At 76.1% G+C, this 24424-nt stretch carries 22 protein-coding genes; 12 read left to right on the top strand and 10 right to left on the bottom strand.

The features are described from left to right. Window positions 1–47 precede the first annotated feature (47 nt). Window positions 48–329 carry a hypothetical protein gene (locus KVS67_RS02565; protein WP_049147275.1) on the top strand — a complete coding sequence of 94 codons (282 nt, stop codon included), beginning with the start codon at window positions 48–50 and terminating at the stop codon, window positions 327–329. A gap of 27 nt (window positions 330–356) precedes the next feature. Here the strand turns inward: KVS67_RS02565 and KVS67_RS02560 are convergent, their stop codons facing one another. Genes KVS67_RS02560 through hemE form a run of 6 tightly spaced genes read right to left on the bottom strand, consistent with a single transcriptional unit; the run spans window position 357 to window position 7180 of the window. Then, a complete protein-coding gene (locus KVS67_RS02560) occupies window positions 357–1196 on the bottom strand; it encodes a uroporphyrinogen-III synthase (RefSeq protein WP_063189549.1) in 840 nt (279 codons plus the stop codon). Between the two features lies 1 nt (window position 1197). After that, window positions 1198–2331 (bottom strand): hydroxymethylbilane synthase, encoded by a 1134-nt coding sequence (hemC, locus tag KVS67_RS02555; protein ID WP_036381109.1) that lies wholly within the window; start codon window positions 2329–2331, stop codon window positions 1198–1200. 4 nt (window positions 2332–2335) lie between these two features. Continuing rightward, entirely contained in the window at window positions 2336–3685 is a 1350-nt protein-coding gene (locus KVS67_RS02550) for a ferrochelatase (protein WP_063189551.1), read from the bottom strand. Then, a complete protein-coding gene (gene hemQ, locus KVS67_RS02545) occupies window positions 3685–4401 on the bottom strand; it encodes a hydrogen peroxide-dependent heme synthase (RefSeq protein WP_036314319.1) in 717 nt (238 codons plus the stop codon). Before hemQ ends, KVS67_RS02550 begins: the two co-directional genes overlap by 1 nt. A 50-nt stretch (window positions 4402–4451) precedes the next feature. Beyond that, window positions 4452–5960, bottom strand: a complete 1509-nt coding sequence (locus KVS67_RS02540; RefSeq protein WP_063189553.1) for an NAD(P)/FAD-dependent oxidoreductase — start codon at window positions 5958–5960, stop codon at window positions 4452–4454. Beyond that, window positions 5957–7180, bottom strand: coding sequence for a uroporphyrinogen decarboxylase (hemE, locus tag KVS67_RS02535; RefSeq protein ID WP_063189555.1), 1224 nt, complete (start codon window positions 7178–7180; stop codon window positions 5957–5959). The genes KVS67_RS02540 and hemE overlap by 4 nt, the downstream gene beginning before the upstream one ends. Before the next feature lie 137 nt (window positions 7181–7317). Between hemE and KVS67_RS02530 the strand changes: the two genes are divergently transcribed. The 5 genes from KVS67_RS02530 to KVS67_RS02510 all read left to right on the top strand — a co-directional run bounded on the left by KVS67_RS02530 (window position 7318) and on the right by KVS67_RS02510 (window position 13391). After that, window positions 7318–8670: a glutamyl-tRNA reductase gene (locus KVS67_RS02530; protein WP_063189557.1), complete on the top strand. Its 1353-nt coding sequence runs from the start codon at window positions 7318–7320 to the stop codon at window positions 8668–8670. Window positions 8671–8695: 25 nt separating this feature from the next. Then, window positions 8696–9352: a TetR/AcrR family transcriptional regulator gene (locus KVS67_RS02525; RefSeq protein WP_044659417.1), complete on the top strand. Its 657-nt coding sequence runs from the start codon at window positions 8696–8698 to the stop codon at window positions 9350–9352. Window positions 9353–9472: 120 nt separating this feature from the next. Then, the gene (locus KVS67_RS02520) at window positions 9473–9697 is read left to right on the top strand and encodes a DUF3107 domain-containing protein (RefSeq protein WP_002854967.1); all 225 of its coding nucleotides are present in this window, start codon (window positions 9473–9475) and stop codon (window positions 9695–9697) included. 68 nt (window positions 9698–9765) lie between these two features. Continuing rightward, the gene (locus KVS67_RS02515; protein WP_063189558.1) at window positions 9766–11331 is read left to right on the top strand and encodes an RNB domain-containing ribonuclease; all 1566 of its coding nucleotides are present in this window, start codon (window positions 9766–9768) and stop codon (window positions 11329–11331) included. A gap of 251 nt (window positions 11332–11582) precedes the next feature. Next, window positions 11583–13391, top strand: coding sequence for a DEAD/DEAH box helicase (locus KVS67_RS02510; protein ID WP_063189560.1), 1809 nt, complete (start codon window positions 11583–11585; stop codon window positions 13389–13391). 118 nt (window positions 13392–13509) lie between these two features. Here the strand turns inward: KVS67_RS02510 and KVS67_RS02505 are convergent, their stop codons facing one another. Continuing rightward, on the bottom strand, window positions 13510–14370 hold the full coding sequence (locus tag KVS67_RS02505; RefSeq protein WP_063189562.1) for a PHP domain-containing protein: 861 nt from the start codon (window positions 14368–14370) through the stop codon (window positions 13510–13512). A 64-nt stretch (window positions 14371–14434) separates the two neighbouring features. Between KVS67_RS02505 and KVS67_RS02500 the strand changes: the two genes are divergently transcribed. Next, complete coding sequence (locus tag KVS67_RS02500; protein ID WP_063189564.1) at window positions 14435–16033, top strand: aminopeptidase P family protein; 1599 nt, start codon at window positions 14435–14437, stop codon at window positions 16031–16033. A 33-nt stretch (window positions 16034–16066) separates the two neighbouring features. Then, complete coding sequence (locus KVS67_RS02495) at window positions 16067–17872, top strand: pyruvate kinase (RefSeq protein ID WP_063189566.1); 1806 nt, start codon at window positions 16067–16069, stop codon at window positions 17870–17872. 6 nt (window positions 17873–17878) lie between these two features. Here KVS67_RS02495 and KVS67_RS02490 read toward each other — a convergent pair whose 3' ends face one another. Further along, a complete protein-coding gene (locus tag KVS67_RS02490) occupies window positions 17879–18655 on the bottom strand; it encodes a general stress protein (RefSeq protein ID WP_036339215.1) in 777 nt (258 codons plus the stop codon). 92 nt (window positions 18656–18747) lie between these two features. Between KVS67_RS02490 and KVS67_RS02485 the strand changes: the two genes are divergently transcribed. Genes KVS67_RS02485 through KVS67_RS14330 form a run of 3 tightly spaced genes read left to right on the top strand, consistent with a single transcriptional unit; the run spans window position 18748 to window position 21980 of the window. After that, window positions 18748–20016, top strand: a complete 1269-nt coding sequence (locus KVS67_RS02485; RefSeq protein ID WP_036339212.1) for a CBS domain-containing protein — start codon at window positions 18748–18750, stop codon at window positions 20014–20016. Window positions 20017–20055: 39 nt separating this feature from the next. Then, window positions 20056–20835 carry a DUF1003 domain-containing protein gene (locus KVS67_RS02480; RefSeq protein WP_063189568.1) on the top strand — a complete coding sequence of 260 codons (780 nt, stop codon included), beginning with the start codon at window positions 20056–20058 and terminating at the stop codon, window positions 20833–20835. Beyond that, window positions 20832–21980 carry an Mrp/NBP35 family ATP-binding protein gene (locus KVS67_RS14330; RefSeq protein WP_063189570.1) on the top strand — a complete coding sequence of 383 codons (1149 nt, stop codon included), beginning with the start codon at window positions 20832–20834 and terminating at the stop codon, window positions 21978–21980. Before KVS67_RS02480 ends, KVS67_RS14330 begins: the two co-directional genes overlap by 4 nt. A gap of 48 nt (window positions 21981–22028) precedes the next feature. Here the strand turns inward: KVS67_RS14330 and KVS67_RS02470 are convergent, their stop codons facing one another. Beyond that, the gene (locus KVS67_RS02470) at window positions 22029–22637 is read right to left on the bottom strand and encodes a twin-arginine translocase TatA/TatE family subunit (RefSeq protein WP_063189572.1); all 609 of its coding nucleotides are present in this window, start codon (window positions 22635–22637) and stop codon (window positions 22029–22031) included. A 60-nt stretch (window positions 22638–22697) separates the two neighbouring features. Next, a complete protein-coding gene (locus tag KVS67_RS02465; protein WP_061867036.1) occupies window positions 22698–23564 on the bottom strand; it encodes an anti-sigma factor in 867 nt (288 codons plus the stop codon). Window positions 23565–23760: 196 nt separating this feature from the next. On the opposite strand from KVS67_RS02465, the gene KVS67_RS02460 reads away from it, so the two are divergent. Continuing rightward, window positions 23761–24411, top strand: a complete 651-nt coding sequence (locus KVS67_RS02460) for an O-methyltransferase (protein WP_036316483.1) — start codon at window positions 23761–23763, stop codon at window positions 24409–24411. The last annotated feature ends 13 nt before the right edge of the window (window positions 24412–24424 follow it).

Raw genomic sequence — 24424 nt, 5'->3', positions numbered from 1 at the left:
ACCCGCCGGCCACCCGCCCACCACGCCCGCCCGGTAGGCTCCCCGCCATGGGGAACACTCTGGGCTTCCTGCGCGGCGTCGACCGCCTGCACGCCTTCTACACGGAGAACGTGCGCATGCTCGCGCACGCGTACGACCTGACGGACGAGGAGGCCTCGGAGCTGCTCGCCAACACGGGCTTCACCAACGTCTCGGTCGCCATCCTGCGCGGCCCGCGGGTGGACATCATGGCCGCCGCCACCGGCGTGCCGCAGGACGAGAAGCACGACGCCGGCCCGGCGCCGTCGGAGGACGACGCGCCCGACCCGGACGGCGACCGCCCCGACTGAGCCTCGCCTCGAGTGCGGCCGGGCGGCTCAGGCCGCACCGCGCAGCACGGCCAGCACTCCGGCCGCGTCCGGCGTGGGGGCCGTCCCGAGCAGGGGCAGACCCCGCCGCGCGCACGTGTCACGGGTCGGCGCGCCGATCGCCACGAGCCGCACCCGCTCCCCCACCAGTGGCGTCAGACCCGCGGCCACGAACTCCTCCGCCGCGGAGGAGCTGGTGAGCACCACGGCGGTCCCCGCCGCGACCGCGGCCAGCCGCGCGGGCGTCACGACGTCCCCCCGGCCCTCGTCCGCCGCCCCGTCGAGCAGTCGCCTGCCGGCCTGCGCCGGATACGGCACCGTCCGGTAGGCGAGCCCGGTCCGCACGTCCCAGCCCGCCGCGCGCAGGCCGTCGGCGAGGCGGGGCCGGGCCCGATCGGACTGGGGCAGCCACGCGCGGGCGCCGCGGGGATGCAGGGCGGCGAGTCCGGCGATCAGGCCCTCGGCGGAGCGGTCCTCGGGCGGCAGCCACGGCGCCGCGTCGCAGCCCGCCTCGGTCAGCACCCGTGCCGTGCCCGGTCCGGTGACCGCGATCCGCGCGCCCGCCGGGACATGACCGTCCCAGCCGACGGCCCTGAGCGCGCGCACGGTGTTGGGGCTCGTCACCACGAGCCAGCGGGGCCCGTCCGAGCGCACCGGCCCGACCGCATCGCCGTCGGCACCCGCCCAGTCCGCGAGCAGCGCGCGCAGCGGGCCGTCGTCGTCGGGCAGCGCGAAGTCGGTCAGCGGCAGGAAGCCGACCCGCAGCCGCCGCCCCGCCACCTCGGCGCCGGCGAGACCGGCCTCCAGGTCGCCGGCCTGGGCCGGTTGGCGGGTGAGCAGGACGCGCATCTCAGGCCGGGTCGTCGGGCCGTGGGGCGCCGTCGCCCCGGTCCACCCCGCGCACCGTGCCGGGCAGCAGGTCGGCGCCCTCGGCCACGAACTGCTCGGCCACGTGCACGCCGAGTGCCTCCGCGGCCACGAACAGGGTGTCCTCGAGCCACTCGTCGGCGGCCGCCGGGTCACCGGCCACGTCGGCCGGCACCGGGTCGAGCTGCACGGACGAGGTCCGGCGCAGCACGCGGGAGCCGTCGAGGGCGGCCACCATCGCGGTCATCTCGATGCGCGGCGCGCCCGCCTCGCCGTCGCTCACGCGGGCCACGGCCCCGATCGGCGCGGCGCAGCCGGCCTCGAGGCGACGCAGCAGGGCCCGCTCGGCGGTGACCGCCACGTGGGTGTCCCGATCGTCGACCAGCTCGAGGGCGGCGTGCATCCTTCCGACCGGCGCCTGGGGGTCCAGGAGCGCCCGGCCGAGGAAGGACTCGTCCTCGGCCCGGATCTCCACGGCCAGGGCGCCCTGCCCGGGGGCGGGCACCATGACCTCCGGGTCGATCCGCTCGGTGATCACGTGGTCCAGGCCGAGGCGGTCGAGCCCGGCACAGGCCAGGATCACGGCGTCGAGGTCACCGCGGGGCGAACCCGCGGCTGCCGGGGCGTGGTCGTCGTGCTGCTCCAGCCCGGGCACGCGGGCCAGGCGGGTCTGCACGTTGCCGCGGATGTCCACCAGCTCCAGATCCGGGCGCAGCGCCTTGAGCTGGGCCACGCGGCGCGGCGAGCCCGTGCCCACCCGGGCGCCCTCGGGCAGGGTCGCCAGGGTGAGGCCGTCGCGGGCGCACAGGGCGTCCCGCAGGTCGGCCCGGGCCGGCACCGCGGCGATCTCGAGGGTCTCCGGCTGGGCGGCCGGCAGGTCCTTGAGCGAGTGCACCGCCGCGTCCACGACGCCGTCGAGCACGGCGGCCCGCAGCGCCGAGGCGAACACGCCGGTGCCGCCCAGCGAGGCCAGCGAGCCGGTGGTGACGTCGCCCTCGGTGCGGATCACCACCAGCTCGTGGGCCAGGCCGGATCGCTCCGTGAGCGCCTCGGCCACGTGGCTGGTCTGCGTGGTCGCCAGGGCGGAGCCCCGGGTGCCGATGCGCAGGGGGGTCACGGTCTCAGGCCTCCTCGGCGGGGGCCGCGGCGCCCGCCTCGTGCTCGGCCAGCCCGCGCACGGCGGCGTCGACCGCGGACGTCGTCGGCCGCGTCGAGCCGTCCCGCATCACCTTGGCGCAGCAGTCCGGCCGGCACACGTCGTACCAGGCCGGGAAGCAGCCGGCCGCGGCGCGGCCCTCGCGGCGGCCCAGCCGCTCCTCCACGATGTCCACGAGCCCGGCCACGAACCGCGGGTCGGTGCCCGGGGTGGGGCTGCGACGGAACCCCACGCCCAGCCCCTCGGCGGTCTCCTTGGCCTCGGTGTCGAGGTCCCAGACCACCTCCATGTGGTCCGAGACGAAGCCCAGCGGCACGACGACGAAGCCCGCCACGGCGCGCCCCTGCGCGTCCGTCTCGGCGCCCTCGCCCGCGAGGTGCTCCATCGCGTCGTTGATGTCCGGCTCGAGCCACGGCACCGAGGGCGGGCCGGAGCGCGACTGGTACACGAGCGACCACGGCACGTCCGCGGCCTCGGGCACGCCGGCGAGGATCTCGCGGGCCACATCGAGGTGCTGCGCCGAGTACACGTCCGCACCCTCATCGCCCGGCTCCGCCCCCGCCTGCGCGCGCAGGTCGGCGGCGAGGCCGCGCGGGCCGGCGGCGGCGGCGTCGGAGGTGGGGATCGAGTGGGTCGCGAAGAGCACGTGGATCCGCGCGTCGTCCCCCAGCTCCGCGCGCAACGAGGCCAGGTCCGCGCGCAGGCCGTCCCGGAACGGCTCGATGAAGCCGGGGTGGTTGAAGTACTGGCGCGTCTTGTCCAGGTCCACCTTCCCGGTCAGGCCGGTCTGCTCCAGGGCCATGCCCATGTCCTCGCGGTACTGGCGGCACGAGGAGTAGCAGGAGTACGCGGATGTGGTGACCGTCAGGATGCGGCGGTGCCCGTCGGCGTGCATCCGCGCGAGGGTGTCCGGGAAGTAGGGCTCCCAGTTGCGGTTGCCCCAGTACACGGGCAGGTCCAGGCCGCGGGCGGCCAGCTCGGCCTCGATGGCCGCCTTCAGCGCGCGGTTCTGCGCGTTGATGGGGCTGACGCCGCCGTTGGCGCGGTAGTGGGTGGCGACCTCCTCGAGGCGCTCGTCCGGGATGCCGCGCCCGCGCGTGACGTTGCGCAGGAACGGGATCACGTCGTCCTGGCCCTCGGGCCCGCCGAAGGAGGCGAGCAGCAGGGCGTCGTAGTCCTTGGGGGCCATCACGCCGCACACGTCGTAGTCGACGCCGGCGGCGGCCTTCTCGGGCGTCCGGAGGGCCGGGGCGACGCCGGCGTCCGGGCCGGTGTGGACGGGCGCGTCGGCGCGGGGCTCGGGGGCGGTAGTCATCAGGCCAGCACCTCCGCGATCTCGGCGGTCTCCAGACGGCGTCCGGTGTAGAACGGCACCTCGCTGCGCACGTGCAGGCGGGTCTCGTTGTTGCGCAGGTGGCGCATCATGTCCACCAGGTCCGTCAGCTCGTCCGCCTCGAGGCCCAGCAGCCACTCCCAGTCGTTCAGGCCGAACGCGCTGGTGGTGTTCGCCCACACCTGCGGGAAGTCCTGGCCGAGCTGGCCGTGCTCGCGGAGCATGCGGGCCCGCTCCTTCGGGTCCAGCAGGTACCAGTCGTACGAGCGCACGAACGGGTAGAAGCACAGCCACTTCAGGGCCTTGCGGCCCATGGCGAAGGCGGGGACGTGGTCCTTGTTGAACTCGGCCATGCGATCTGCGCCCATGGCCGAGAGCACCATCGTGGTGCCCTCGAGCAGACGGGTGCGGCGCAGCTCGCGGATGGCGGCCTGCAGGTCCTCGGGCACCTGGCCGTACATCCACACCATGACGTCGCCGGCCTCGCGCATGCCCGAGACGTCGTAGACGCCGCGCACGGTCACGCCGGTCTGGGCCACCCGCGCGACGGCCTCGTCGAACTCCTTGGCGGCCTTCTTCGCGTCGCGGCCCTCCAGTCCCAGCCAGCCTGGCTCGCCCTGCGGGCGGGCGAACACGGTGTAGGTGGTGAACCAGTCCTTGCCGGCCTCGGCAGGGGTGGTGGTGCTGTCCTTGGTCATGGTCCTCTTCCTTGGGATCCGATTGCGTCAGGGGTGGTCTGGGGGCGAGGTCAGCCGGCGGGCGGTGCGTCGGCGCCGAGGGTGCGGTCCACGCCGGCGACGACGGCGGCCAGCCCGGTGCCGTGCACCCAGCTGCCCACGAGGTCGAGGCCGGGCACGTCCCGTGCCCAGTCGATCAGCGTGTCCGCCTTCGCGCGGTCGGGGCCGGCCTGCGGCGGGATGGAGCGGCGCCAGCGGGTGACGGTGCGGGCGACGACGTCCTCCTCCGCCAGCGGCACCCCGGTGAGAGTCGCCGTGTCCACGAGCGCCTGCGCGAGCAGCTCCTCGTCCGCGCTGCGGTGGCCCAGGGCCTCGGGCCCACCGCCCTGGCGGCCGTAGGACAGGCGCAGCACATGGCGGTGGGGGTGACGGGCGACGCCGTCCTCCTGCGGCCGCGCGACGACCTCGCGCAGCCACGCCCACTTGGCGGTGGCGTGGGTCAGGGCCTTGGCGGCCACGTCCGTCCCGGCGCCGACCAGCACTCCGGTGCCGCGTGGCGCGTCGTCCAGGCCCGCGGCCTCGACGACGAGCGTGGCCAGCGCGATGCCCTCGCCGAGGGCGGGGCCGGCGTCAGGGTCCAGGGCCTCGGCCGAGAGCGGGGCCAGCAGGTCCCAGGCGGTGACGCCGTCCACGGCCAGCACGACGCGGTCCACGTCGAGCCCGCGGACGACCTCGTCGTCCCGGTCCGAGATCTGGGCCCACCAGCCGCCGGTGGCGGGCACGCGGGACAGGGCGGCCACCCGGACGCCGCGCAGGACGGTGGCCCCGTCCTCGCGCAGCGCCTCGACGAGCCGACCGGTGAGGCGGACCATGCCGCCGTCCAGCCCGGCCACGAGCGAGCCGGGTGTCCCGGTGGACCGCAGCGCGGCGACGCCCGCGGCCAGCCCGCCGTGCTCCACGGCGGCGGCGAGCAGGCCGGGGGCCACGCGCGCCAGCTCGACGACCGCGGGGTCGGCCGAGTGGACTCCGGCGACGACGGGGGCCACGAGGCGTTCGAGCACCTCGTCGCCGAGGCGGTCGGCCACGACCTGCGCGACGGTCACCGGTTCACCGGCCGCGAGCGCGGCGGCCCAGCGATCCATGGGGGCCTCGGCGTCCTGCCGGGCGCGCTCCAGGCCGGCCGGCGTGAGGGCGGCGGCGAGGTCCTCGGCGTCGAGGTCGCCGGGGATGCCGACGATGCCGAGACGCGGGGCACGCACGGGGCCGGCGGGACCGTGCAGCCACGAGCCGAGGGGCTCGGGCGCGACGATCTTCTCGCCCAACCCGAGCTCCTCCACGAGCGCGCGCACGGCGGCGCCGCGGACGGCGAACGACTCGGCGCCGCCGTCGAGTTCGAGGGTCTGGGTCTCGGGGGCCCCGGTCTCGCCGTGCGAGGGGACGTCGAGGAAGCGCGGGGAAACCGCGCCCCCGAGCACGGAGGTGGCCTCGGCGAGGGTCACGTCCCAGCCCGCCGCGGACAGTCGGTGGGCCGCGACGAGGCCGGCGATGCCGCCGCCGACCACGAGCGCCGTGCCGCTCATGCGCGCTCCTCCCGCTCGGCGGTCTCGGCCCCCGGTGCCGGGTCCTGGCCCTCCCGCTCCGGCACGGGCAGGGAGTGGATCAGCTCGACCACGCGGGTCAGCACGGCCGCGTCCGTCTCCGGCGGCACGCCGTGGGCGAGGTTGACGACGTGACCGGGCGCGACGGCGCCGGAGGCGACGACGTCGCGCACGTGGGCCTCGAGGACCTCCCACGGGGCGGCGAGCAGGGCCGGGTCGATGTTGCCCTGCAGGGGCACGGCGCCGCGTCCGTCGGGGCCGGGGTTCGCGCTGAGCCGGCGGTGCGCCTCGGCGAGCGTGAGGCGGTGGTCTACGCCAACGGCGGTCGCGCCCGCGTCACGCAGGTGGTGCAGGAACTCTCCGGTGCCCGTGCCGAAGTGCAGGAGCGGGGCGCCGTCGGGGACGCCGGGCCCGGCGAGGTCGGCGACATGGGCGAGGGCCGCCGTCGAGTGCGGCTGCACGTGCTCGAGGTAGTCGTCCGCCGAGAGCGAACCGGCCCACGAGTCGAACAGCTGCGCGGCGGAGGCGCCGGACTCGAGCTGGGCGCGCAGGAACTGGCCGGACACGGTGGCCGCCCAGCCGGCCAGGGCGGCCCACGTCTCGGGGTCGGCGTGCATCATGCGCCGCGGGCCGAAGTGGTCGCGGGAGGGACGGCCCTCCACCATGTACGCCGCCAGCGTGAAGGGGGCACCGGCGAAGCCGATCAGGGGGCGCGGGCCCAGCTCGGCGACGGTGGCCGCGACGGCCTCGCGGATGACGTCCAGGGCGGCGTCCTCGAGGACGGGCAGCGCGGCGACGTCGTCGGCGGTGCGGACGGCCTGGCCGAGCACGGGGCCCACGCCGGGCTGGATCTCCACGTCCACGCCCGCCAGGCGCAGGGGGACCACGATGTCCGAGAAGAAGATCGCCGCGTCGACGTCGTGGCGGCGCACCGGCTGCATCGTGATCTCCCGGACCAGGTCCGGCATGAGGCAGGAGTCGAGCATCCCGATCCCCTCGCGCACCCGGCGGTACTCGGGCAGCGAACGGCCGGCCTGCCGCATGAACCACACGGGGTGGCGGTCGGGGCGCTGGCCGCGTAGCGCGCGAAGGAGCGGGCTGGCCACGGTCGAGCGTGATGGATCCTCGGTGCGCAGCGGGTGCTCGGCGGGCAGTGCCGGGACGGCCGCGGGGGTCTCGGGGGTCTGGGACAGGGCGGACATGCCCCCCAGTGTCCCACCGGTCGTGTCGCGGTGGCACATCCGCGTCCTCCGTGAGCGTCGTCACACTGGCCGGCGGCGCCCGGGTCAGGTCCGCCTTCCCGGACGGGCGGGGCGGTCGGGGCTAGACTTGGCCCGCTGTGACTGTCTTCTCTCTCGTCGCCTCCCACCATGATCTGGACCTGGACACGGTCGCCCGCCTCAGCGCCGGCGCGACCGGGGTCGGGCCCGCCCTGCCCGGCAGCGGTGCGGCGGGCGCCGTCGTGCTGGCCACGTGCAACCGCGTGGAGATCTACGCCGAGGCCGACGGGGTCGGCGTCGAGGTCGCCCGCGCGGGGCTGCTGTCCGCCGTCGCCGCCTCCACCTCCCTGCCGGACGAGGACGTGCACGCCGCGTTCCGCACACTCGACGCCGACGCCACGGCCCGTCACCTCTTCGAGGTCGGCGCCGGACTGGACTCCGCCGTGGTGGGCGAGCGCGAGATCGCCGGTCAGGTCCGACGCGCCCTGACGGCGGCCCAGGAGGCCGGCACCGCCTCGGGTCCGCTCGTCCGCCTCTTCGAGTCCGCCACGCGCACGGCCAAGGACGTCGGCTCCCGCACGGCGCTCGGCGCGGCCGGCCGCTCGGTCGTCTCCGTCGCCCTGGACCTCGCGGAGGAGCTGCGCGGTCTCACCGACGCCGCGGCCCAGCGCGACTTCTGGGCCGGGGCCACCATCCTGCTGATCGGCACGGGCGCCTACGCCGGCACCACGCTCGCGCAGCTGGCGGACCGGGGCGCGACCACCGTCGGCGTGCACTCGGCCTCGGGCCGCGCGGAGCAGTTCGTCGCGGACCGCGGCGGCTGGGCCCTCGCGCTCGGCGGCGAGGCCGTGGCCGGCGCCGTCGCCGAGGCGGACGTGATCATCGGCTCCTCCGGCGGCGAACGCCAGATCAGCCCCGAGCGCCTCCAGGAGCTGCGCAAGGGCGGACGGCGTCCGCTCACGGTGGTCGACCTGGCCCTCTCGCGCGACTTCGACCCGGCGGTCGCGGACCTGCCGGACGTCGATCTCATCACCCTCGAGTCGGTGCGGCTGGCCGCACCCGAGCAGGCCCAGGTCGCCGTCGCGGAGGCCCGCGCGCTCGTGGACGACGCCGTCGAGGAGTACCGCGCCGCGCAGCGTGGCCGCAGTGCCGACGCGGCGATCAAGGCCCTGCGCCGCCACACCCTCGGTGTGCTCGACCGGGAGCTCGAGCGCGTGCGCGCCCGCCACGGCTGCACGGCGGCCGCCGAGGAGGTGGAGTTCGCCCTGCGCCGCATGGTGAACCAGCTCCTGCACGAGCCCAGCGTGCGCGCCAAGCGGCTCGCCGCCGAGGGCCGGCTCGACCGCTATGAGGACGCCCTCGAGGCGGTCTTCGGGATCGAGGCCCCCGGCCGCCCCGCCCCCGCCGTGGGCACGGTCGAGGCGGCCTGCCCCGCGCACGAGGACGACGGCGGCGCCGCGCGCATCGCGTGAGCCCGCCCCGCGCCAGGAAGACCCCGTGACCGCCCACCCCGCCGCCACCGCGCCCGACGAGCCCGGGCGAGGCCGTCGTCTGCCCCGGCACAAGCGTCGCCGCCAGCTGCTGGACTGCGCCCGCGCGGTCTTCGCCGCCGAGCGGTACGCGGGGGCCTCCATGGAGCAGATCGCCGAGCGGGCCGAGGTCTCCAAGCCGGTCCTCTACCAGCACTTCCCCAGCAAGCACGAGCTCTTCCTCGAGCTGTTGGACGCCGAGGTCGCGAGCCTGCGCGCGCTCCTCGAGGCGGCGATGGACACCCGCCGGGACAACCGCGAACGGGTGCGGGCCACCGTCGCCGCCGTGTTCGAGTACATGGCCTCCCCCGAGCGGACCCACCGCCTCATCTTCGACTCCGGCATCGACGCGGACCCGGAGGTGCGCACGCGCAGCGAGGCCGTCCACCGGCTGCTCTCCTCCGAGGTCGCGCGCACCATCCGCGCGGACACCACCGTAGCCGAGGCCGAGGCCGAGGTGCTCTCCCGCGGACTCGTCGGCTATCTCCTGGGCGCCGCCCGCCACTGGGCGGACCGGCTCGACGCCGACGCCCGCCCCGCCGCCGCCGAGATGGCCCGCACGGTGGACGCGCTCGTCTGGCGCGGCCTCGCCTCGCTGCCCTCCGCGGACGACGCGCCGCGCTGACCCGGCCGTCCGGCCCGTTTCGCCCGCGGGTGAACCTCGTGGGCGCCCGTCCACCCCGCCGAGCGGTCCCGTAGGCTGACGGTGGACCGCACAGGACGCGACGAAGAGAAGAGGTTCCCCATGGAGATCCGCATCGGTGTGCAGCACGTCGGCCGCGAGGTCGTCATCGACAGCGAGCAGTCGGCGGACGAGGTCCGCTCCCTCGTGGACGCCGCCGTCGCCGACGGCACCCCGCTGGTCCTGGCGGACGCCAAGGGCCGCCAGGTGGTCGTCCCCGGCGACCGCATCGGCTTCGTGGAGATCGGCGCGAAGAAGTCGGGCCCGCTCGGGTTCGCCGCCTCTTGACCCGCCCGCACGCCCCGGTGATCCGCCGGGGCGTGCGTCGTCTCGGCCCCCTGCCCAGGAGCATCGCCATGTCGCCTCACGCCCTCGGCCTCCGCGGCCCCGCCGACCCGGCCCTGCTCGAGCGCCTCGCCGCCCTGCGGACGGAGCTCGAGCTGCCGCCGGCCTTCCCCGCCCCCGTCCTGGCCGAGGCGGAGGCGGCCGCGCGTGAGGTGCACGCGGGCCTGACCGGGAGCCCGGACCACGCGGACCGCACGGCGCTGCCGTTCGTCACCGTGGACCCCGCCGGCTCCACGGACCTGGATCAGGCCCTGCTCCTGACCCCCGCCGACGACGACGGCATCCTCGTCCGCTACGCGATCGCGGACGTGCCCGCCTTCGTGGCCCCGGGCGGCGCCGTGGACGCCGAGGCCCGCCGCCGCGGCCAGACCGTCTACCTGCCCGACGGCCGGGTCCCCCTGCACCCGGAGGTGCTGAGCGAGGACGCCGCCTCCCTGCTCCCCGACCGCGAGCGCCCGGCGTTCGTCTGGACGTTCCTGCTGGACGCCGCGGGCGCCGTCGTCGAGACCGGCCTCGAACGCGCCCGCATCCGCTCCCGGGCGCAGCTGACGTACGGGCAGGTGCAGGCCTTCCTCGACGCACAGCCGGGGGCGCAGGCGCAGACGACGCCGCGTCCCGGGGTCACCGACGCGGACCGGGCCGCCGCCGAGGGGTGGCCGGCCGAGGTGCGCGACTCGCTGACGCTGCTGCCGGAGGTGGGCCGACGGCGGGCCGCGCAGGAGGCCGCCCGCGGCGGCGCCTCCCTGAACCTGCCGGACCAGGAGGTCCGTGTCACCGAGGACGGGGCGCACGAGCTCGTGCACCGGGCGCCGCTGCCGGCGGAGGAGCACAACGCCCAGCTCTCCCTGCTGACCGGCATGGCCGCGGCCGAGCTGATGCTGGCCGCCGGGGTCGGGATCCTGCGCACGATGCCGGCGCCGGACGCCGAGGCCGTCGCCGCCTTCCGAGAGCGCACACGCGCCCTGGGCGCCCCGTGGGACGAGGGCCAGGACTACGGCGCCTACCTGCGTTCCCTCGACCCCGCCGACGCGCGGCACCTGGCGGTGCTGCACGCGGCGACCGGGCTGTTCCGCGGCGCCGGGTACACGGCCTTCGACGCGCAGGCCGAGGACCCGGCCCTGCGCACACCGCCGGATGAACCGGCCCAGGCCGCGCTCGCCGCCCCCTACGCCCACGCCACCGCTCCGCTGCGCCGGCTCGTGGACCGCTTCGTCCTGGCCCTGTGCCACGCCCATGCCATCGGCGCCCCCGCCCCCGCATGGGTCCGCAGCGCCCTGCCCGCGCTGCCCGCCCTCATGGCGGACTCGTCGCGCCGGGCCTCGGCCGCCAGCCGGACGGCGGCGGACCTCGTGGAGGCGGCGGCGCTCGAGTCCCGCGTCGGCGCGGAGCTCGAGGGGATCGCGGTGCGCGAGGCGAAGGACGGCACGGAGGTGTGGCTGCTCGACCCGGCCGTGAGCCTGCGGGTGCCGGGCAGCGTCCCGGCGGGCACCCGGGTGCGCGTGCGGATCGAGGGCGTGGACCGCGCCTCGGGTGCGATCACGGCCGCGGGGGTAGACTGGCCGCACAGCTCACGCTGACCCAGGATGACCGGTCGCTCTCTGATCACCCTGACCCGCCGCCCGCGCCCCTGACGCCCGGGACGGCACCATGACCTGCCGGATCCGGCACGGCCCGCCTCGCACGGCGCGCCCGGCCCGGTTCCACGGGGCGCCGCCCGTCGGCCGCTCCGCGTGCTTGCCTCGCGATCGGCTTCCGCTTGAACCGCGCGCACGGCGGAGCCGGGCCTCCCGCCCGCCGTGACGACGCCCGACCAGGAACGCGAGTCGCCATGACCCAGAACTCCGAGCACACCCCCGCCTCCGCCGACCTCGACCCGACGGTCGCCGCGATCGCGGAGGACATCGTCACCGAGGACGCCGTGCCCGTGGCCCCCGAGCAGACCTTCGCCGACTTCGGGGTGCACCCCGCGATCGTCGAGGCCCTGGAGGCCAAGGGCATCGTCCATCCCTTCCCCATCCAGGCCATGACCCTGCCGGTCGCCCTCGGCGGCCACGACATCATCGGCCAGGCCAAGACCGGCACCGGCAAGACCCTCGGCTTCGGCATCCCCGCACTGCAGCGCGCCATCGGCCCGGGCGAGCCCGGCTGGGACGGCCTCGAGGCCAAGGGCACCGCGGGCGCCCCGCAGGCCCTGATCGTCGCCCCGACGCGCGAGCTCGCCGTCCAGGTGGCCGGCGACCTCACGGCCGCCGCGGCCCGGCGCCCCCTGCGCATCGCCACCATCTACGGCGGCCGCGCCTACGAGCCGCAGATCGAGGAGCTGCAGCGCGGCGTCGAGATCGTCGTCGGCACCCCCGGCCGCCTCATCGACCTGATGCGCCAGCGCCACCTGCGCCTGGACCTGGTGAACACGGTGGTGCTGGACGAGGCCGACGAGATGCTGGACCTCGGCTTCCTCCCCGACGTCGAGACCCTGCTCGCCGCCGTCCCGGCCGTGCGTCAGACCATGCTGTTCTCGGCCACCATGCCGGGTCCCGTGGTCGCGATGGCGCGCCGCTACATGACGCAGCCGACCCACATCCGCGCGGCGGACCCGGAGGACGAGGGCCTGACGAAGAAGGACATCCGTCAGCTCGTCTACCGCGCCCACCACATGGACAAGGACGAGCTCGTGGCCCGCGCCCTGCAGGCCGAGGGCCGCGGCCGGACCATCATCTTCACGCGCACCAAGCGCACGGCCGCTCGCGTGGCGGACGAGCTGACGGCGCGCGGCTTCGCGGCCGGCGCGCTGCACGGCGACCTCGGCCAGGGCGCCCGCGAGCAGGCGCTGCGCGCGTTCCGCAACGGCAAGGTGGACATCCTCGTGGCCACCGACGTCGCGGCGCGCGGCATCGACGTCGACGACGTCACGCACGTGTTCAACTTCCAGGCGCCGGAGGACGAGAAGACCTACGTGCACCGCGTGGGCCGCACGGGCCGCGCCGGCAACAAGGGCGTGGCGGTGACCCTCGTGGACTGGGAGGACATGCCGCGCTGGTCCCTGATCGACAAGGCGCTCGGCCTCGGCCAGCCCGAGCCGGTGGAGACCTACTCCTCCTCCCCGCACCTGTTCTCCGACCTCGGCATCCCGAAGGGCACGAAGGGCCGTCTGCCGCAGGCCAAGCGCGTGCTCGAGGGCCTCGAGGGCGAGACGCTCGAGGACCTCGGCGGCCCCGAGGCGAAGCAGCGCGACGGCGGCCGCGGACGGGGTCGCGAGGGCGGTCGGTCCCGCGACGGCGAGCGCGGCGGCCGTGAGGGCGGCCGCGGCGGACGTGGCGGACGGAACCGGGGCGGCCGCTCCGGCGAGGGCCGCGACGATGCACGCGGCGGAGGCCGCGGCGAGCGCTCGGCCCGCGGGCGTGGTGAGGTACCCGCCGAGCAGCGCGCCGAGGGCCGGGGCCGTGGTCGCGGCGAGGGCCGCGAGCGCACCGCCTCGCGCTCCGAGGCCCCCGCAGCCCGGACGCCGGAGCCGGTGGCCGGCGTCGAGCTGACGGAGGCCCGCCGGGCCGAGCGCGCCGAGGCGCGGGCCGAGGCCCGTCGTCGCCGGGGCGGCCGCACCCGCACGCGCCGCCGCAACGGCGAGGTCGTGGACGGCTGACCCTCCCTTCCGGGCCCCCGGGAGTCTTCTGCGCCAATGACCCTTCTGACCGCCGTGCAGGCGGCCGGAAGGGTCATTCGCGCAACGGATCCTCCGCCGTCGCCCCGGCCGTCCGGGCTCAGCCGCGGATGATCGCCGTGCCGGTGCCCTGCCGCTCGATCTCGGCGAGCACCTCCGCGCCCGTGGTGTGCTCGCCGATCGGATTGGGCTTGCCCGTGCCGTGGTAGTCGGACGAGCCGGTGACGAACAGCCCGTGCCGGTCCGCGAACGCGCGCAGCCAGGTGCGCTCCTCCGCCGGGTTGTCCCGGTGCTCGACCTCGACCCCCGCCAGTCCGGCCTCGGCCATCTGCTCGAACACCTCGTCGCCCACCACGCGGCCCCGCATGCGCGCCCGGGGATGCGCGAACACCGGCACCCCGCCGGCGGCCCGGATGAGCGCGACCGCCTCGGCCGGGTCCGGGGCGAAGTGCGGCACGTAGTACTTGGACCGGCCGGCGAGGATCTCCCGGAACGCCGCGGAGCGGTCCGGGACGGCCCCGATCGTCACGAGGGCGTCGGCCAGGTGGGGCCGGCCGATCGTCGCGTTCTCCGCCGCGTGCTCCTGGACCAGCTCCCACGTGATCGGGAAGTCCGCGCCCAGGCGCCGCACCATCTCCTGCGCCCGGATCAGCCGCGCGTCGCGGGCCAGGCCGACCTCCCGCAGCAGGGCGGGGTCCTCGGGGTCGTGCAGGTAGCTGAGCACGTGCACGCTCACGCCGTCGGCGGAGGTGCAGGACATCTCCATGCCGGGCACGAGCGTCAGCCCGGTCTCCCGCGCGGCCTGGGCGGCCTCGGCCCAGCCGGCGGTCGTGTCGTGGTCGGTGAGCGCGAGGCCGTCCAGCCCGGCCCGCGCCGCCGCACGCACCACGTCGGCCGGCGGCTCGGTGCCGTCGGACTCGGTCGAGTGCGTGTGCAGGTCGTAGCGGGCCATGGCGGCCATGGTACCGAGACCCGCGCGCGGCGGCCCCGACCTGCCCGCGCCCACCGGTGCCATGATGGAGGGCATGACCGATGCCGCACAGCACCCCGCCCAGACCGCCCCCGACCAGCCCGCCGCCACCCCCGAGGCGGGCGCCGACGGCGCCGGCGCGGTGAACCCCCAGCCGCTGGCCGAGCGCGTCGACAACCGCTCGCAGCGCCCCGCCTCGAACGCCTTCCGCGACTTCATGGCCTCCGGCTGGGCGCCCTCGTCGCAGGCCCTGCCCGATCCCGACGCCTCTGCCCCGTACGCCGCCCGGCGGCGGGCCGCCGTCTCCGCGCGCTTCCCGGGCGAGCGGATCGTGGTGCCGGCCGGCCGCCTCAAGGTCCGCTCGAACGACACCGACTACCGCTTCCGCGCGCACTCCGCGTTCGCCCACCTGACGGGCCTCGGCGTGGACCACGAGCCGGACGCCGTGCTCGTGCTCGAGCCCGCGGACCCGGGCGCCGGCGACGACGGCACGGACCACACCGCCACCCTGTACTTCCGTCCCCTGGCCGGCCGGGACACCGAGCAGTTCTACGCGGACTCGCGCTCGGGCGAGTTCTGGATCGGCCCCCGTCCGACCCTGGCCGGCCTGGCCGCCCGCACGGGTCTGCGCACGGTGGGGCTCGAGGAGCTCGAGTCCGCCGTCACCAAGAACGTGGCCGCGGACGGCACCGCGGTGCGGCTGCTGGCCGAGACCGACCAGGACGTGGACGCGCTGCTGGCCGCCGTCCGGACCGAGGCCGGCGTGGACCTGGCCGCCGCGGCCGAGGCCGACGCCCAGACCGCCGAGTTCCTCTCCGAGCTGCGCCTGGTCAAGGACGCGTGGGAGGTCGAGCGGATGCGCGCCTCGGTGGCCGCGACCATCGCGGGCTTCGAGGACGTCGTGCGGGCCCTGCCGCGCGCCGTGGGACACGACCGCGGCGAACGCGTGGTCGAGGGCGCCTTCTTCGCCCGCGCCCGCCTCGAGGGCAACGACCTGGGCTACGACACGATCGCGGCCTCCGGCAACAACGCCACGATCCTGCACTGGATCCGCAACACGGGCGCCGTGCGCCCGGGTGAGCTGCTGCTGCTCGACGCCGGCGTCGAGGACGACTCCCTCTACACCGCGGACATCACCCGCACCCTGCCCGTGTCCGGCACGTTCACGGACGTGCAGCGCCGCATCTACCAGGCGGTCCTCGACGCCGCGGACGCCGCCTTCGCGATCGTGCGCCCCGGCATCCGGTTCCGCGAGCTCCACGCCGAGGCCATGCGGGTGCTCGTCGACCGCCTCGACGGCTGGGGCCTGCTGCCGGTCTCGGCCGAGGTCGCGCTCTCGGACGAGGGCCAGCACCACCGGCGCTGGATGCCCCACGGCACCTCGCACCACCTCGGCCTCGACGTGCACGACTGCGCGCAGGCCAAGCGGGAGCTCTACCTGGACGGCGTGCTCGAGCCGGGCATGGTCTTCACGATCGAGCCGGGTCTGTACTTCAAGGAGGAGGACCTGGCCGTCCCCGAGGAGTACCGCGGCATCGGCGTGCGCATCGAGGACGACATCCTCGTGACCGAGGACGGGGCCGAGAACCTCTCCGCGGTCCTCCCCCGCACCCCGGACGAGATCGAGGCCTGGATGGCGCGGCTCCAGGCGTGATCCGGCGCGGAGGGCGCCCCTAGGGTTCGGACCATGGGTATCGACCTGACCACCGAGCTTACCGCCCTCCGCGACCGCCTCCTCTCCGCCGAGGCGGAGCACGCCGACCTCATCTCCCGCGTCCGGGAGCGCCACCGGGCCTCGGCCCGGAACCTCGTGCACTACGTCGCCCTGCGCGGCACCGACCTGCGGCCCCTGCAGGAGGCACTGAGCGACGCCGGACTGTCCTCTCTGGGCCGCATGGAGGCCGGCGTGCTGGGCCACGTGGACGCGGTGCTGGCCGCCGCCCGCGCGCTCGACGGCGACCCCGCCCCCGCGCCCGAGGACGACGCCCTGACCTCCGCCGAGGGCCGCGCCATCCTCGCCCGCAACGCGGCGAGCCTGCTCGGTCCGGCCCGCGGCGACCGGGACGCGCGCATCATGGTGACCATGCCCTCCGAGGCCGCCACGGACCCGGAGCTCGTGGTCCGGATCGCCGAGGCCGGCATGGACCTGGCGCGCGTGAACTGCGCCCACGACGACGAGCAGGCGTGGGCCGCCATGATCGCGGCGGTCCGCCGGTGCGCCGGTGCGGGCCGGCCCGCGCCCCTGGTCGCGATGGACCTGGCCGGGCCGAAGGTGCGCACGGGCCCCATCGAGCCGGGACCGCGCGTCGTGAAGGTGAAGCCCACCCGGGACGCCTCCGGGACCGTCACCGAGCCCTCCCGCGTGTGGCTCACCGCCGGGCCCCACGACGCCGTGGCCGCGGCTCACGGGCCGGAGGGCGCCGTCGTCGTGCCGCTGGCGGCCCCGGAGGGGACGACCCTGGCGGGCCTGCAGCGCGGCGACGAGATCGAGCTGACCGACGCGCGGGGTGCACACCGCAGGCTGGAGGTCGAGCAGGTGGACGGCGAGGGCGTGCTCGTGCGGGCGGAGAAGACGGTCTACTGGGCGACGGGCACGGCGCTGACGACGCCGCACGGTCCGCTCGAGGTGGGCCAGCTGCCCCCGCTCGAGCAGTCGATGCGCGTGCATGAGGGCGAGCAGATCGTGCTGACCCGCTCGCTCGAGCCGGTCCCCGCGGTCGACGCGCCGCCCTACCGGATCGGCCTCACCCTGGCGCAGGCGTTCGCGGACGCGGCGGTCGGCGACCGGGTCTCCCTCGACGACGGGCGGATCGGCGCGCGGATCACGGGGGTGTCCGACGACGAGATCACCCTCGAGGTGACCCAGGCCGGCCCGCGCGGGGCGAAGCTCAAGGCGGAGAAGGGCGTGAACTTCCCGGACACGCACCTGGACATCCCGGCCCTCACGGACGAGGACCTCGCCCACATCCCGTTCGCGGCCCGCCAGGCGGACATGGTGAACATGTCCTTCGTCCGCTCGGCCGAGGACGTGGCCCAGCTGATCGACGCGCTCGAGGCCGAGGACGCGCCGGACGTGGACATCACGCTGAAGATCGAGACGGTGGAGGCCTTCCGGCAGCTGCCGCGGATGCTGCTCGAGGCGATGCGCTGGCGGGACGTCGGGGTGATGATCGCCCGGGGCGACCTGGCGGTGGAGGCCGGCTTCGCACGGATGGCCGAGCTGCAGGAGGAGATCCTGTGGCTGTGCGAGGCGGCGCACGTGCCCGCGATCTGGGCCACCCAGGTCCTCGAGTCCCTCGCCAAGACCGGCCTGCCCTCACGGGCGGAGATCACGGACGCCGCGATGGCGCAGCGGGCCGAGGCCGCGATGCTGAACAAGGGCCCGTACATCGACCGCGCCGTCACCGTCCTCGGCGACATCCTGGGCCGGATGCACGGTCATGCGAGCAAGAAGCGCGACATGCTCCGGCGGCTCGAGTCCTGGTCCCTCTGACGGGGCTCAGCCGCGCGGCTCGTCCTGGGGCCGGGGCGGGTGGCCGCCGCGCGCCTCGATGAGCTTGGCGACCTCCTCCGGGGGCAGGGTCACGCCGTAGGAGCGGTCCAGGCCGGTGGGCGCGGGGTCCGCCTCCGGGACGGGCCGGGCCGGCGCCTCGGGTCCGCCGGGAGCGGGCGCCGCGTGGGACCCGCCCGACGACGGCGCGGCGGCCGGGGTGGCCTGCACGGGCCCGTCCTCGGCCTCCTCCGCGGCGGGCGCGGGCGCCGGCTGCGGGGCCGCGGGCGGCGTCGGGGCCGCGGCACCGCCCAGGCCCAGCTCCTGGCGGGCGCGGGCGGCGTGGTCGAACGCGACCACGAGGTCGAAGGCCGTGGGCACGACGGCCTGCGAGGACGCGAAGCCGTGCTGGCCCCGACGCATCGCGAAGCCGATCACGCCGAAGATCAGCCACACCGCCAGGCCCAGCAGCATGGAGGTGAGGATCTGCCCCGGGCCGGCCTCGGGGGCCAGCAGGTAGAGGAACACGCCGATCAGTCCACCGAAGAACACGCCGCGCACTCCCGCGGACAACGCCACCTGGGCGTAGTTCAGCCGGCCGCGCACCCGCTCCACGACCCGCAGGTCCTTGCCCACGATCGACACGGCGCTCACGGGGAAGTCCGTGGCGGCGAGGCGGTCCACCTGCTCGCGCGCCTGCGCGTAGGTGGCGTAGGTGGCCAGCAGCTCTCCGCGGGGCAGGCCCTGCTCGGCGCCGGGCTGAGGGTTGGACATCATGAACGACATGGACCCATTGTGCCCGGCCCGGCGCCCGGGCGGGCGGCGGTCCGCCGTACGCGGACACGGAGCCGCGGTCCGGCACGCCGTAGGCTGGGTCGGTGAGCTCCCCCAAGATCTTCGTGGCCCGCCTGCTGGGCCTGGACGTCTTCGACCCCCTCGGCGACCGCCTGGGACGGCTGCGCGACGTCGTCGTGCTGGACCGCGGCCCCGCCGCAGCCCCGTTCGCCACCGGCCTCGTGATCGAGGTCCCCGGCAAGAAGCGCGTCTTCGTCCCGATGACGCGGGTGACGTCCATGGACTCGGGCCGGATCATCACGACCGGGCTGATCAACCTGCGCCGGTTCTCCCGCCGTGGCGCCGAGCAGATGGTGGCCGCCGACCTCTTCGACCGGAAGGTGCGCCTCTCCGACGGGTCGGGCGAGGCCTTCCTGGAGGACATCGGGCTGGAGCAGCAGCGCAACGGCGACTGGCTGGTCTCGGACCTGTACGTGCGCCGCATCGTCGGCCGCGGCCCCTTCGGCCGCGCCCAGCGGGGCGAGCACCTCCTGCTGAACTGGGACGAGGCCCGCTGGACGGCGCAGGCCGACCCGCAGGGGGCCACGAGCTTCCTCGCCGCGCACGAGGACCTCAAGCCCGCCGACCTGGCGGACATGCTCCACGACATGTCGGAGAAGCGCCGCGTCGAGGTCGCCAGCGAGCTGCAGGACGAACGCCTCGCGGACGTGCTCCAGGAGCTGCCCGACGACGACCAGGTGCAGATCCTCTCCCAGCTGGACATCGACCGCGCCGCCGACGTCCTGGAGGAGATGGACCCGGATGACGCGGCGGACCTGCTCCACGAGCTGCCCGACTCCCAGCAGGAGCTGCTGCTCGAACGCATGGAGCCGGAGGACGCCGAGGACGTCCGGCGCCTGCTCGAGTACGAGGAGGGCACGGCGGGCTCGCTCATGACCCCCGTGCCGGTCATCCTCCCCCCGGAGGCCACCGTGGCCGAGGCCATGGCGACCATCCGACAGCAGGAGATCTCCCCCGCGCTGGCCTCGCTCGTGATCGTGGCCCGGCCGCCGCTGGAGACGCCGACGGGCCGGTTCCTCGGCGTCGTCCACTTCCAGCGCCTGCTGCGCTACCCGCCGCCGGAGGCGATCGGCAACATCATGGACAAGGACCTCGAGCCCGTCTCGGACCTCGCCCCCATCGCCCACGTGACCCGCGAGCTCGCGACCTACAACCTCACGTGCATCCCCGTGGTGAACGAGCAGGACCGCGTCGTCGGGGCCGTGAGCGTGGACGATCTGCTCGACCACATCCTGCCCGACGACTGGCGGGCCATGGACCTCGACGACGCCGAGACCCGCCCCGCAACCTGACCCCGCGGCCCGCCGCCGCACGACACCGGAGGTGTGAGCATGACCCAGACCGCGCGAGACCTGCGCCCGGGCCGCGGCACCGGCCTGGACACCCCGCTGAGCGCCAGCGGGCGCCGCGTGCCCCGGCTGGCCCCGAACCCGGACGCCTTCGGCGAGGCCACCGAGGGCATCGCCCGCTTCATGGGCACCCCGCAGTTCCTCGTCTGGATGACGCTGTTCTGCGCCGCCTGGCTGGGCTGGAACACGTTCGGCCCGATGGAGTGGCGGTTCGACTCCGCCGAGCTCGGCTTCACCGCGCTCACGCTCATGCTCTCCCTCCAGGCGTCCTACGCCGCACCCCTGCTCCTGCTGGCGCAGAACCGCCAGGACGACCGGGACAGGGTCGCGCTGCGCGAGGACCGTGACCGCGCCGAGCGCAACCTCGCCGACACCGAGTTCCTCACCCGCGAGATCGCCGGTCTGCGGCTGGCCGTCCAGGAGGTCGCCACGCGCGACTTCGTGCGCGGCGAGCTGCGCGGCGTCCAGGACGACCTCAGGGACGACCTCCGCGAGGCGCTGCGCGCCGAGCTGCGGGAGGAGATCCGGGAGGAGATCCGGGAGGAGCTGCGCGCCGGCCTCCCGGGCGCCGAGGCCCAGCCCCGCAAGAACAAGAAGACCAAGGGCCGCGGCCGGGATGCGCGGCGCGGCGACGCCGGCGCCGAGCCCACGACCACCACGCTCGCCACCCTCGCGGCCCAGGAGGCCCGCGAGGCCGGGGGGTCCGGTCCGGCGGCCGGTCCCGCCGACGGTGCGGGCCCGGTGGACGGGGGCGGCCGATGAGCGCCCTGGGCCTGCCCGTGCCCGAGGTCCGCACCGACCTCGAGCGCCGGGTGCTGGAACGGCTCGCCACGGTCCAGGACCCCGAGATCCGCCGCCCGATCACCGACCTCGGCATGGTGGAGTCGGTCCTGGAGACCGCCCCGGGCGTCGTCGAGGTCGCGGTCCTGCTCACGATCGCCGCGTGCCCCCTGCGCGGGACGATCCAGACGGACGTGGCCGCCGCCGTCGCCGACGTGCCCGGCTGCGGGTCCGTGGACGTGCGCGTCGGGGTCATGGAGCCCGAGCGCCGCCTGGCGCTGCAGGACGCCCTGCGCGCGGCCCGGCCGACGAACCCGTTCGGGAAGGACACGCTCACGCGCGTCCTCGCGGTGGCCTCGGGCAAGGGCGGCGTGGGCAAGTCCTCGGTCACGGCCAACCTCGCGGTCGCGCTCGCCGCGCGCGGGCTCGCCGTCGGCCTGATCGACGCGGACGTGCACGGCTACTCCATCCCCGGGCTCCTGGGCGTGACCGCCACCCCGACCAAGCTGGACCGGATGATCCTGCCCCCCGTGGTGCGGGACGTGAAGGTCATCTCGATCGGCATGTTCCTCGACGCGGACCGGCCGGTGGCCTGGCGCGGGCCGATGCTGCACCGCGCGCTCGAGCAGTTCGTCACGGACGTGCACTGGGGCGACCTGGACGTGCTGCTCGTGGACCTGCCCCCGGGCACCGGGGACATCGCGATCTCGACGGCGCAGCTGCTGCCCGCCTCGGAGCTGCTCGTGGTGACCACGCCGCAGCACGCCGCCGCGCAGGTGGCCGCGCGCGCCGGTCAGCTGGCGGAGCAGACGGGGCAGACCGTGGCCGGCGTCGTGGAGAACATGGGGCCGATGACCCTGCCGGACGGCACCGTGCTGGATGTGTTCGGGACCGGCGGCGGTGCCGAGGTGGCGGAGCGGCTGTCCGGGGTGCTGGACACTCAGGTGCCGCTGCTGGGCACCGTCCCCCTGGACCCGGCGCTGCGCGCGGGCGGCGACGCCGGCGAACCCGTGGTGGTGTCCGCGCCGGAGAGCCCCGCGGGCCGGGCGCTGACGCAGATCGCGCAGCGGGTGGCCGTGCGACCGCGCGGGCTGGCCGGGCGACCCCTGCCGTTCACCCCTCGCTGACCTCGGGTGCCGGCGCCCCGGCCGGGGCACCCGACGCGCGCGACGGCGTCAGGTCGCGTCGACGTCGAAGGGGGCGGGCGCCAGCCCGAGCAGCTCGAGGGGGTCCGGTTCGGTCTCGACGGCGGCAGGACGCTCCTCGGCGAGGGCCTCGGCGCGGCCGGAGGCCATCAGGGCTGCGGCGGCGCCGCCCACGGCGGCCGCCCCGGCGGCGGGCGCGGTCGACCGGGTCTGTGCGGCGGCACCGGACTCCGCGGCGGCGGTGCTGCCGGCCCCGGCGGGGCGGCGGAAGAGCGTGCGCGGATCCATGTCCGCCAGGTCCTGGCGGGTGAGGCCGCCGTGCACGTCCTCGGCGCTGACGCCCGTCGCCTGCGCCGCCCGGGACGCGGGCGTGGACGAGCCGCCGGCAGGCTCGCGGAGCGCGTCGCGGATGATGCGGCGCGGGTCGTACTGGCGGGGGTCGTACTTGCGCCAGTCCACCTCGTCGAAGTCCGTGCCGGTCTCCTCCTTGAACTGCGCCTTGGCACCCTCGGCCTTGTCGCGCATGACGCGCAGCCAGTCGGTGAAGGCGCGCGTGTACTCGGGGAGCTTCTCCGGCCCGAGGATGACGATCGCGAGCACCGCCAAGATGATGAACTCGCCGCCGTTGATACCAAACACCCTCCCAACTCTACTAGAGCGGCACCGCCCCACAGCCCGGAGCCGCGGGGGCGGGGCGGCTCAGCCGCGGGGGCGCGGCACGGCGTCCGCGATGCGTTCGAGGCCTCGCTCGAGGCGTTCCTCGACGGCGTCGCCGCCGCCCAGCTCGAGCACCCGTGCCCGCTCGGAGACCAGCAGGTGGGTGAGGACCGCGTCGGCGCGCTCGTCCGGCAGGCTGGCCTCCACGCGGTAGGCGGCCTGGGGCGTGGTCAGCTCGGCCGTCCAGCCGTCCTGCTCCCCCGCCGGGACGATCCGGTAGACGCCGCCGCCGGCCAGCCGACGCTCCTGTGCCCCCGTGCTCAGGGGCGCGGTCGAGGCACAGCCCTCCGGGGTGGCTCCCTCGATCCGGGGTCGGCACTCGCGGACGGTCACGGTCGGCTCGTCCCGGCCCCAGCCGACGACGACCTCCACGTCCTCGGCCGTCTGGGTGGTGTCCACGGTGAGCGGCTCCAGTCCGGCCCCCACGAGGGAGGGCACCGTCCAGCCCTGACCCCGCAGCTCCGCGACGGTGCCGCGCCGGTCCGTCGACGCGGTCCCGGCCGCCGGCAGGGCGACGGTGTCCGTCGGGGCCGTGCGCTGGGCCGTGGTGCGGGGCGCGCCGGCCACCCAGACCGCGGTGAACAGCCCGCCGAGCAGGACGACGAAGGTCAGCAGCCCCACCACCAGGCGGCCGGAGACGCCGCGGGCGCGCAGCACCGGGGCGACGACGGCGCCGGCCGGACGCTGGTGCACCGTGCGGGCGGCGTCGAGCACGCGGGCCCGGGCCTGGACGGTGGCGCGGCACTCGGGGCAGCGGTCCAGGTGGCGGGCGATGCGCGCCCGGGACGCGGCGGGGAGGGAGCCCTCGAGGTAGGCGTCCATGTGGCGCTGGGTGTGTCGACGTCCCATGCGGCCACCTCCTCGGTCCTCGCGTCCTCGGTCCGGCGAACGGCCTCCCGCACGGCGGGAGCCGGTTCGTGCCGTGTCCCATCATCGGCCCGCCTCCTGGGAGAACACTGGGTCGCGGCCGCGTGCCGGCCCGTACACTGGCCCGCGTCGCCCGTGCCGCGGGCGAGGTCCCGCCGTCGTCGTCCCGGAGTCAGCCATGAGCGCCCTGCAGCCCCAGCCCACCGACAAGCACGCGTCCTGGGCCTGGTCGGAGAGCCGGGCCACCGAGGACGACGTCGTCCTGCGCGCCCGCGAGCGCGCCGCCGAGCTGGACGTGCCGCCGGTGAGCGAGGGGACGGCGGCCCTGTTGACGGTGCTGGCGGCCACGCGTGCCCCCGCGGCGGTCGTGGAGGTGGGCACGGGCGCCGGCGTCTCGGGCCTCGCCCTGATGCGCGGTCTGCCCGAGCGCACGGTCCTCACCACCGTCGATCCGGACGCGGAGGCCCAGCGTGCGGCCCGCGAGGCGTTCTCGGAGGCCCGCCTGCCCACGAGCCGCACCCGCATGATCACGGGGCGCTCCCGGCTCGTCCTCCCCCGGCTCACGAGCGGCGCCTACGAGATGGTCCTGGTGGACGGGGACCCGGCCGCGCGTCAGTTCGACGTCGAGCAGGCCGCGCGCATGCTCGCCCCCGGCGGCGTGCTCGTCGTGGTGGACGCCCTCGACGGCGACCGCGTTCCCCGGCCCGCCGTGCGCGACGAGTCCACCGTGTCCGCCCGGGCGGTGGACCGCCTCATCCGGGAGGACGAGCACTGGCTGTCCGCCGTCGTCCCCTCCGGCACGGGCGTGCTGATCGCGGTGCGCCGCTGATCCGCGTCGAAGG

It is taken from the genome of Micrococcus sp. GbtcB5 (genome assembly GCF_019091605.1).
In the GTDB taxonomy this organism is placed as follows: domain Bacteria; phylum Actinomycetota; class Actinomycetes; order Actinomycetales; family Micrococcaceae; genus Micrococcus; species Micrococcus luteus.
Note: the sequence above shows the minus strand (reverse complement) of the source record. Positions and strands in the feature narration are given on the sequence as shown.

Coding starts and splice junctions, on each gene's coding strand:
- KVS67_RS02565 (WP_049147275.1), top strand. CDS start 48: ATGGGGAACACTCTGGGCTTCCTGCGCGGCGTCGACCGCCTGCACGCC.
- KVS67_RS02560 (WP_063189549.1), bottom strand. CDS start 1,196: ATGCGCGTCCTGCTCACCCGCCAACCGGCCCAGGCCGGCGACCTGGAG.
- KVS67_RS02550 (WP_063189551.1), bottom strand. CDS start 3,685: ATGACTACCGCCCCCGAGCCCCGCGCCGACGCGCCCGTCCACACCGGC.
- hemQ (WP_036314319.1), bottom strand. CDS start 4,401: ATGACCAAGGACAGCACCACCACCCCTGCCGAGGCCGGCAAGGACTGG.
- KVS67_RS02540 (WP_063189553.1), bottom strand. CDS start 5,960: ATGAGCGGCACGGCGCTCGTGGTCGGCGGCGGCATCGCCGGCCTCGTC.
- hemE (WP_063189555.1), bottom strand. CDS start 7,180: ATGTCCGCCCTGTCCCAGACCCCCGAGACCCCCGCGGCCGTCCCGGCA.
- KVS67_RS02520 (WP_002854967.1), top strand. CDS start 9,473: ATGGAGATCCGCATCGGTGTGCAGCACGTCGGCCGCGAGGTCGTCATC.
- KVS67_RS02515 (WP_063189558.1), top strand. CDS start 9,766: ATGTCGCCTCACGCCCTCGGCCTCCGCGGCCCCGCCGACCCGGCCCTG.
- KVS67_RS02510 (WP_063189560.1), top strand. CDS start 11,583: ATGACCCAGAACTCCGAGCACACCCCCGCCTCCGCCGACCTCGACCCG.
- KVS67_RS02505 (WP_063189562.1), bottom strand. CDS start 14,370: ATGGCCGCCATGGCCCGCTACGACCTGCACACGCACTCGACCGAGTCC.
- KVS67_RS02500 (WP_063189564.1), top strand. CDS start 14,435: ATGACCGATGCCGCACAGCACCCCGCCCAGACCGCCCCCGACCAGCCC.
- KVS67_RS02495 (WP_063189566.1), top strand. CDS start 16,067: ATGGGTATCGACCTGACCACCGAGCTTACCGCCCTCCGCGACCGCCTC.
- KVS67_RS02490 (WP_036339215.1), bottom strand. CDS start 18,655: ATGTCGTTCATGATGTCCAACCCTCAGCCCGGCGCCGAGCAGGGCCTG.
- KVS67_RS02480 (WP_063189568.1), top strand. CDS start 20,056: ATGACCCAGACCGCGCGAGACCTGCGCCCGGGCCGCGGCACCGGCCTG.
- KVS67_RS14330 (WP_063189570.1), top strand. CDS start 20,832: ATGAGCGCCCTGGGCCTGCCCGTGCCCGAGGTCCGCACCGACCTCGAG.
- KVS67_RS02465 (WP_061867036.1), bottom strand. CDS start 23,564: ATGGGACGTCGACACACCCAGCGCCACATGGACGCCTACCTCGAGGGC.
- KVS67_RS02460 (WP_036316483.1), top strand. CDS start 23,761: ATGAGCGCCCTGCAGCCCCAGCCCACCGACAAGCACGCGTCCTGGGCC.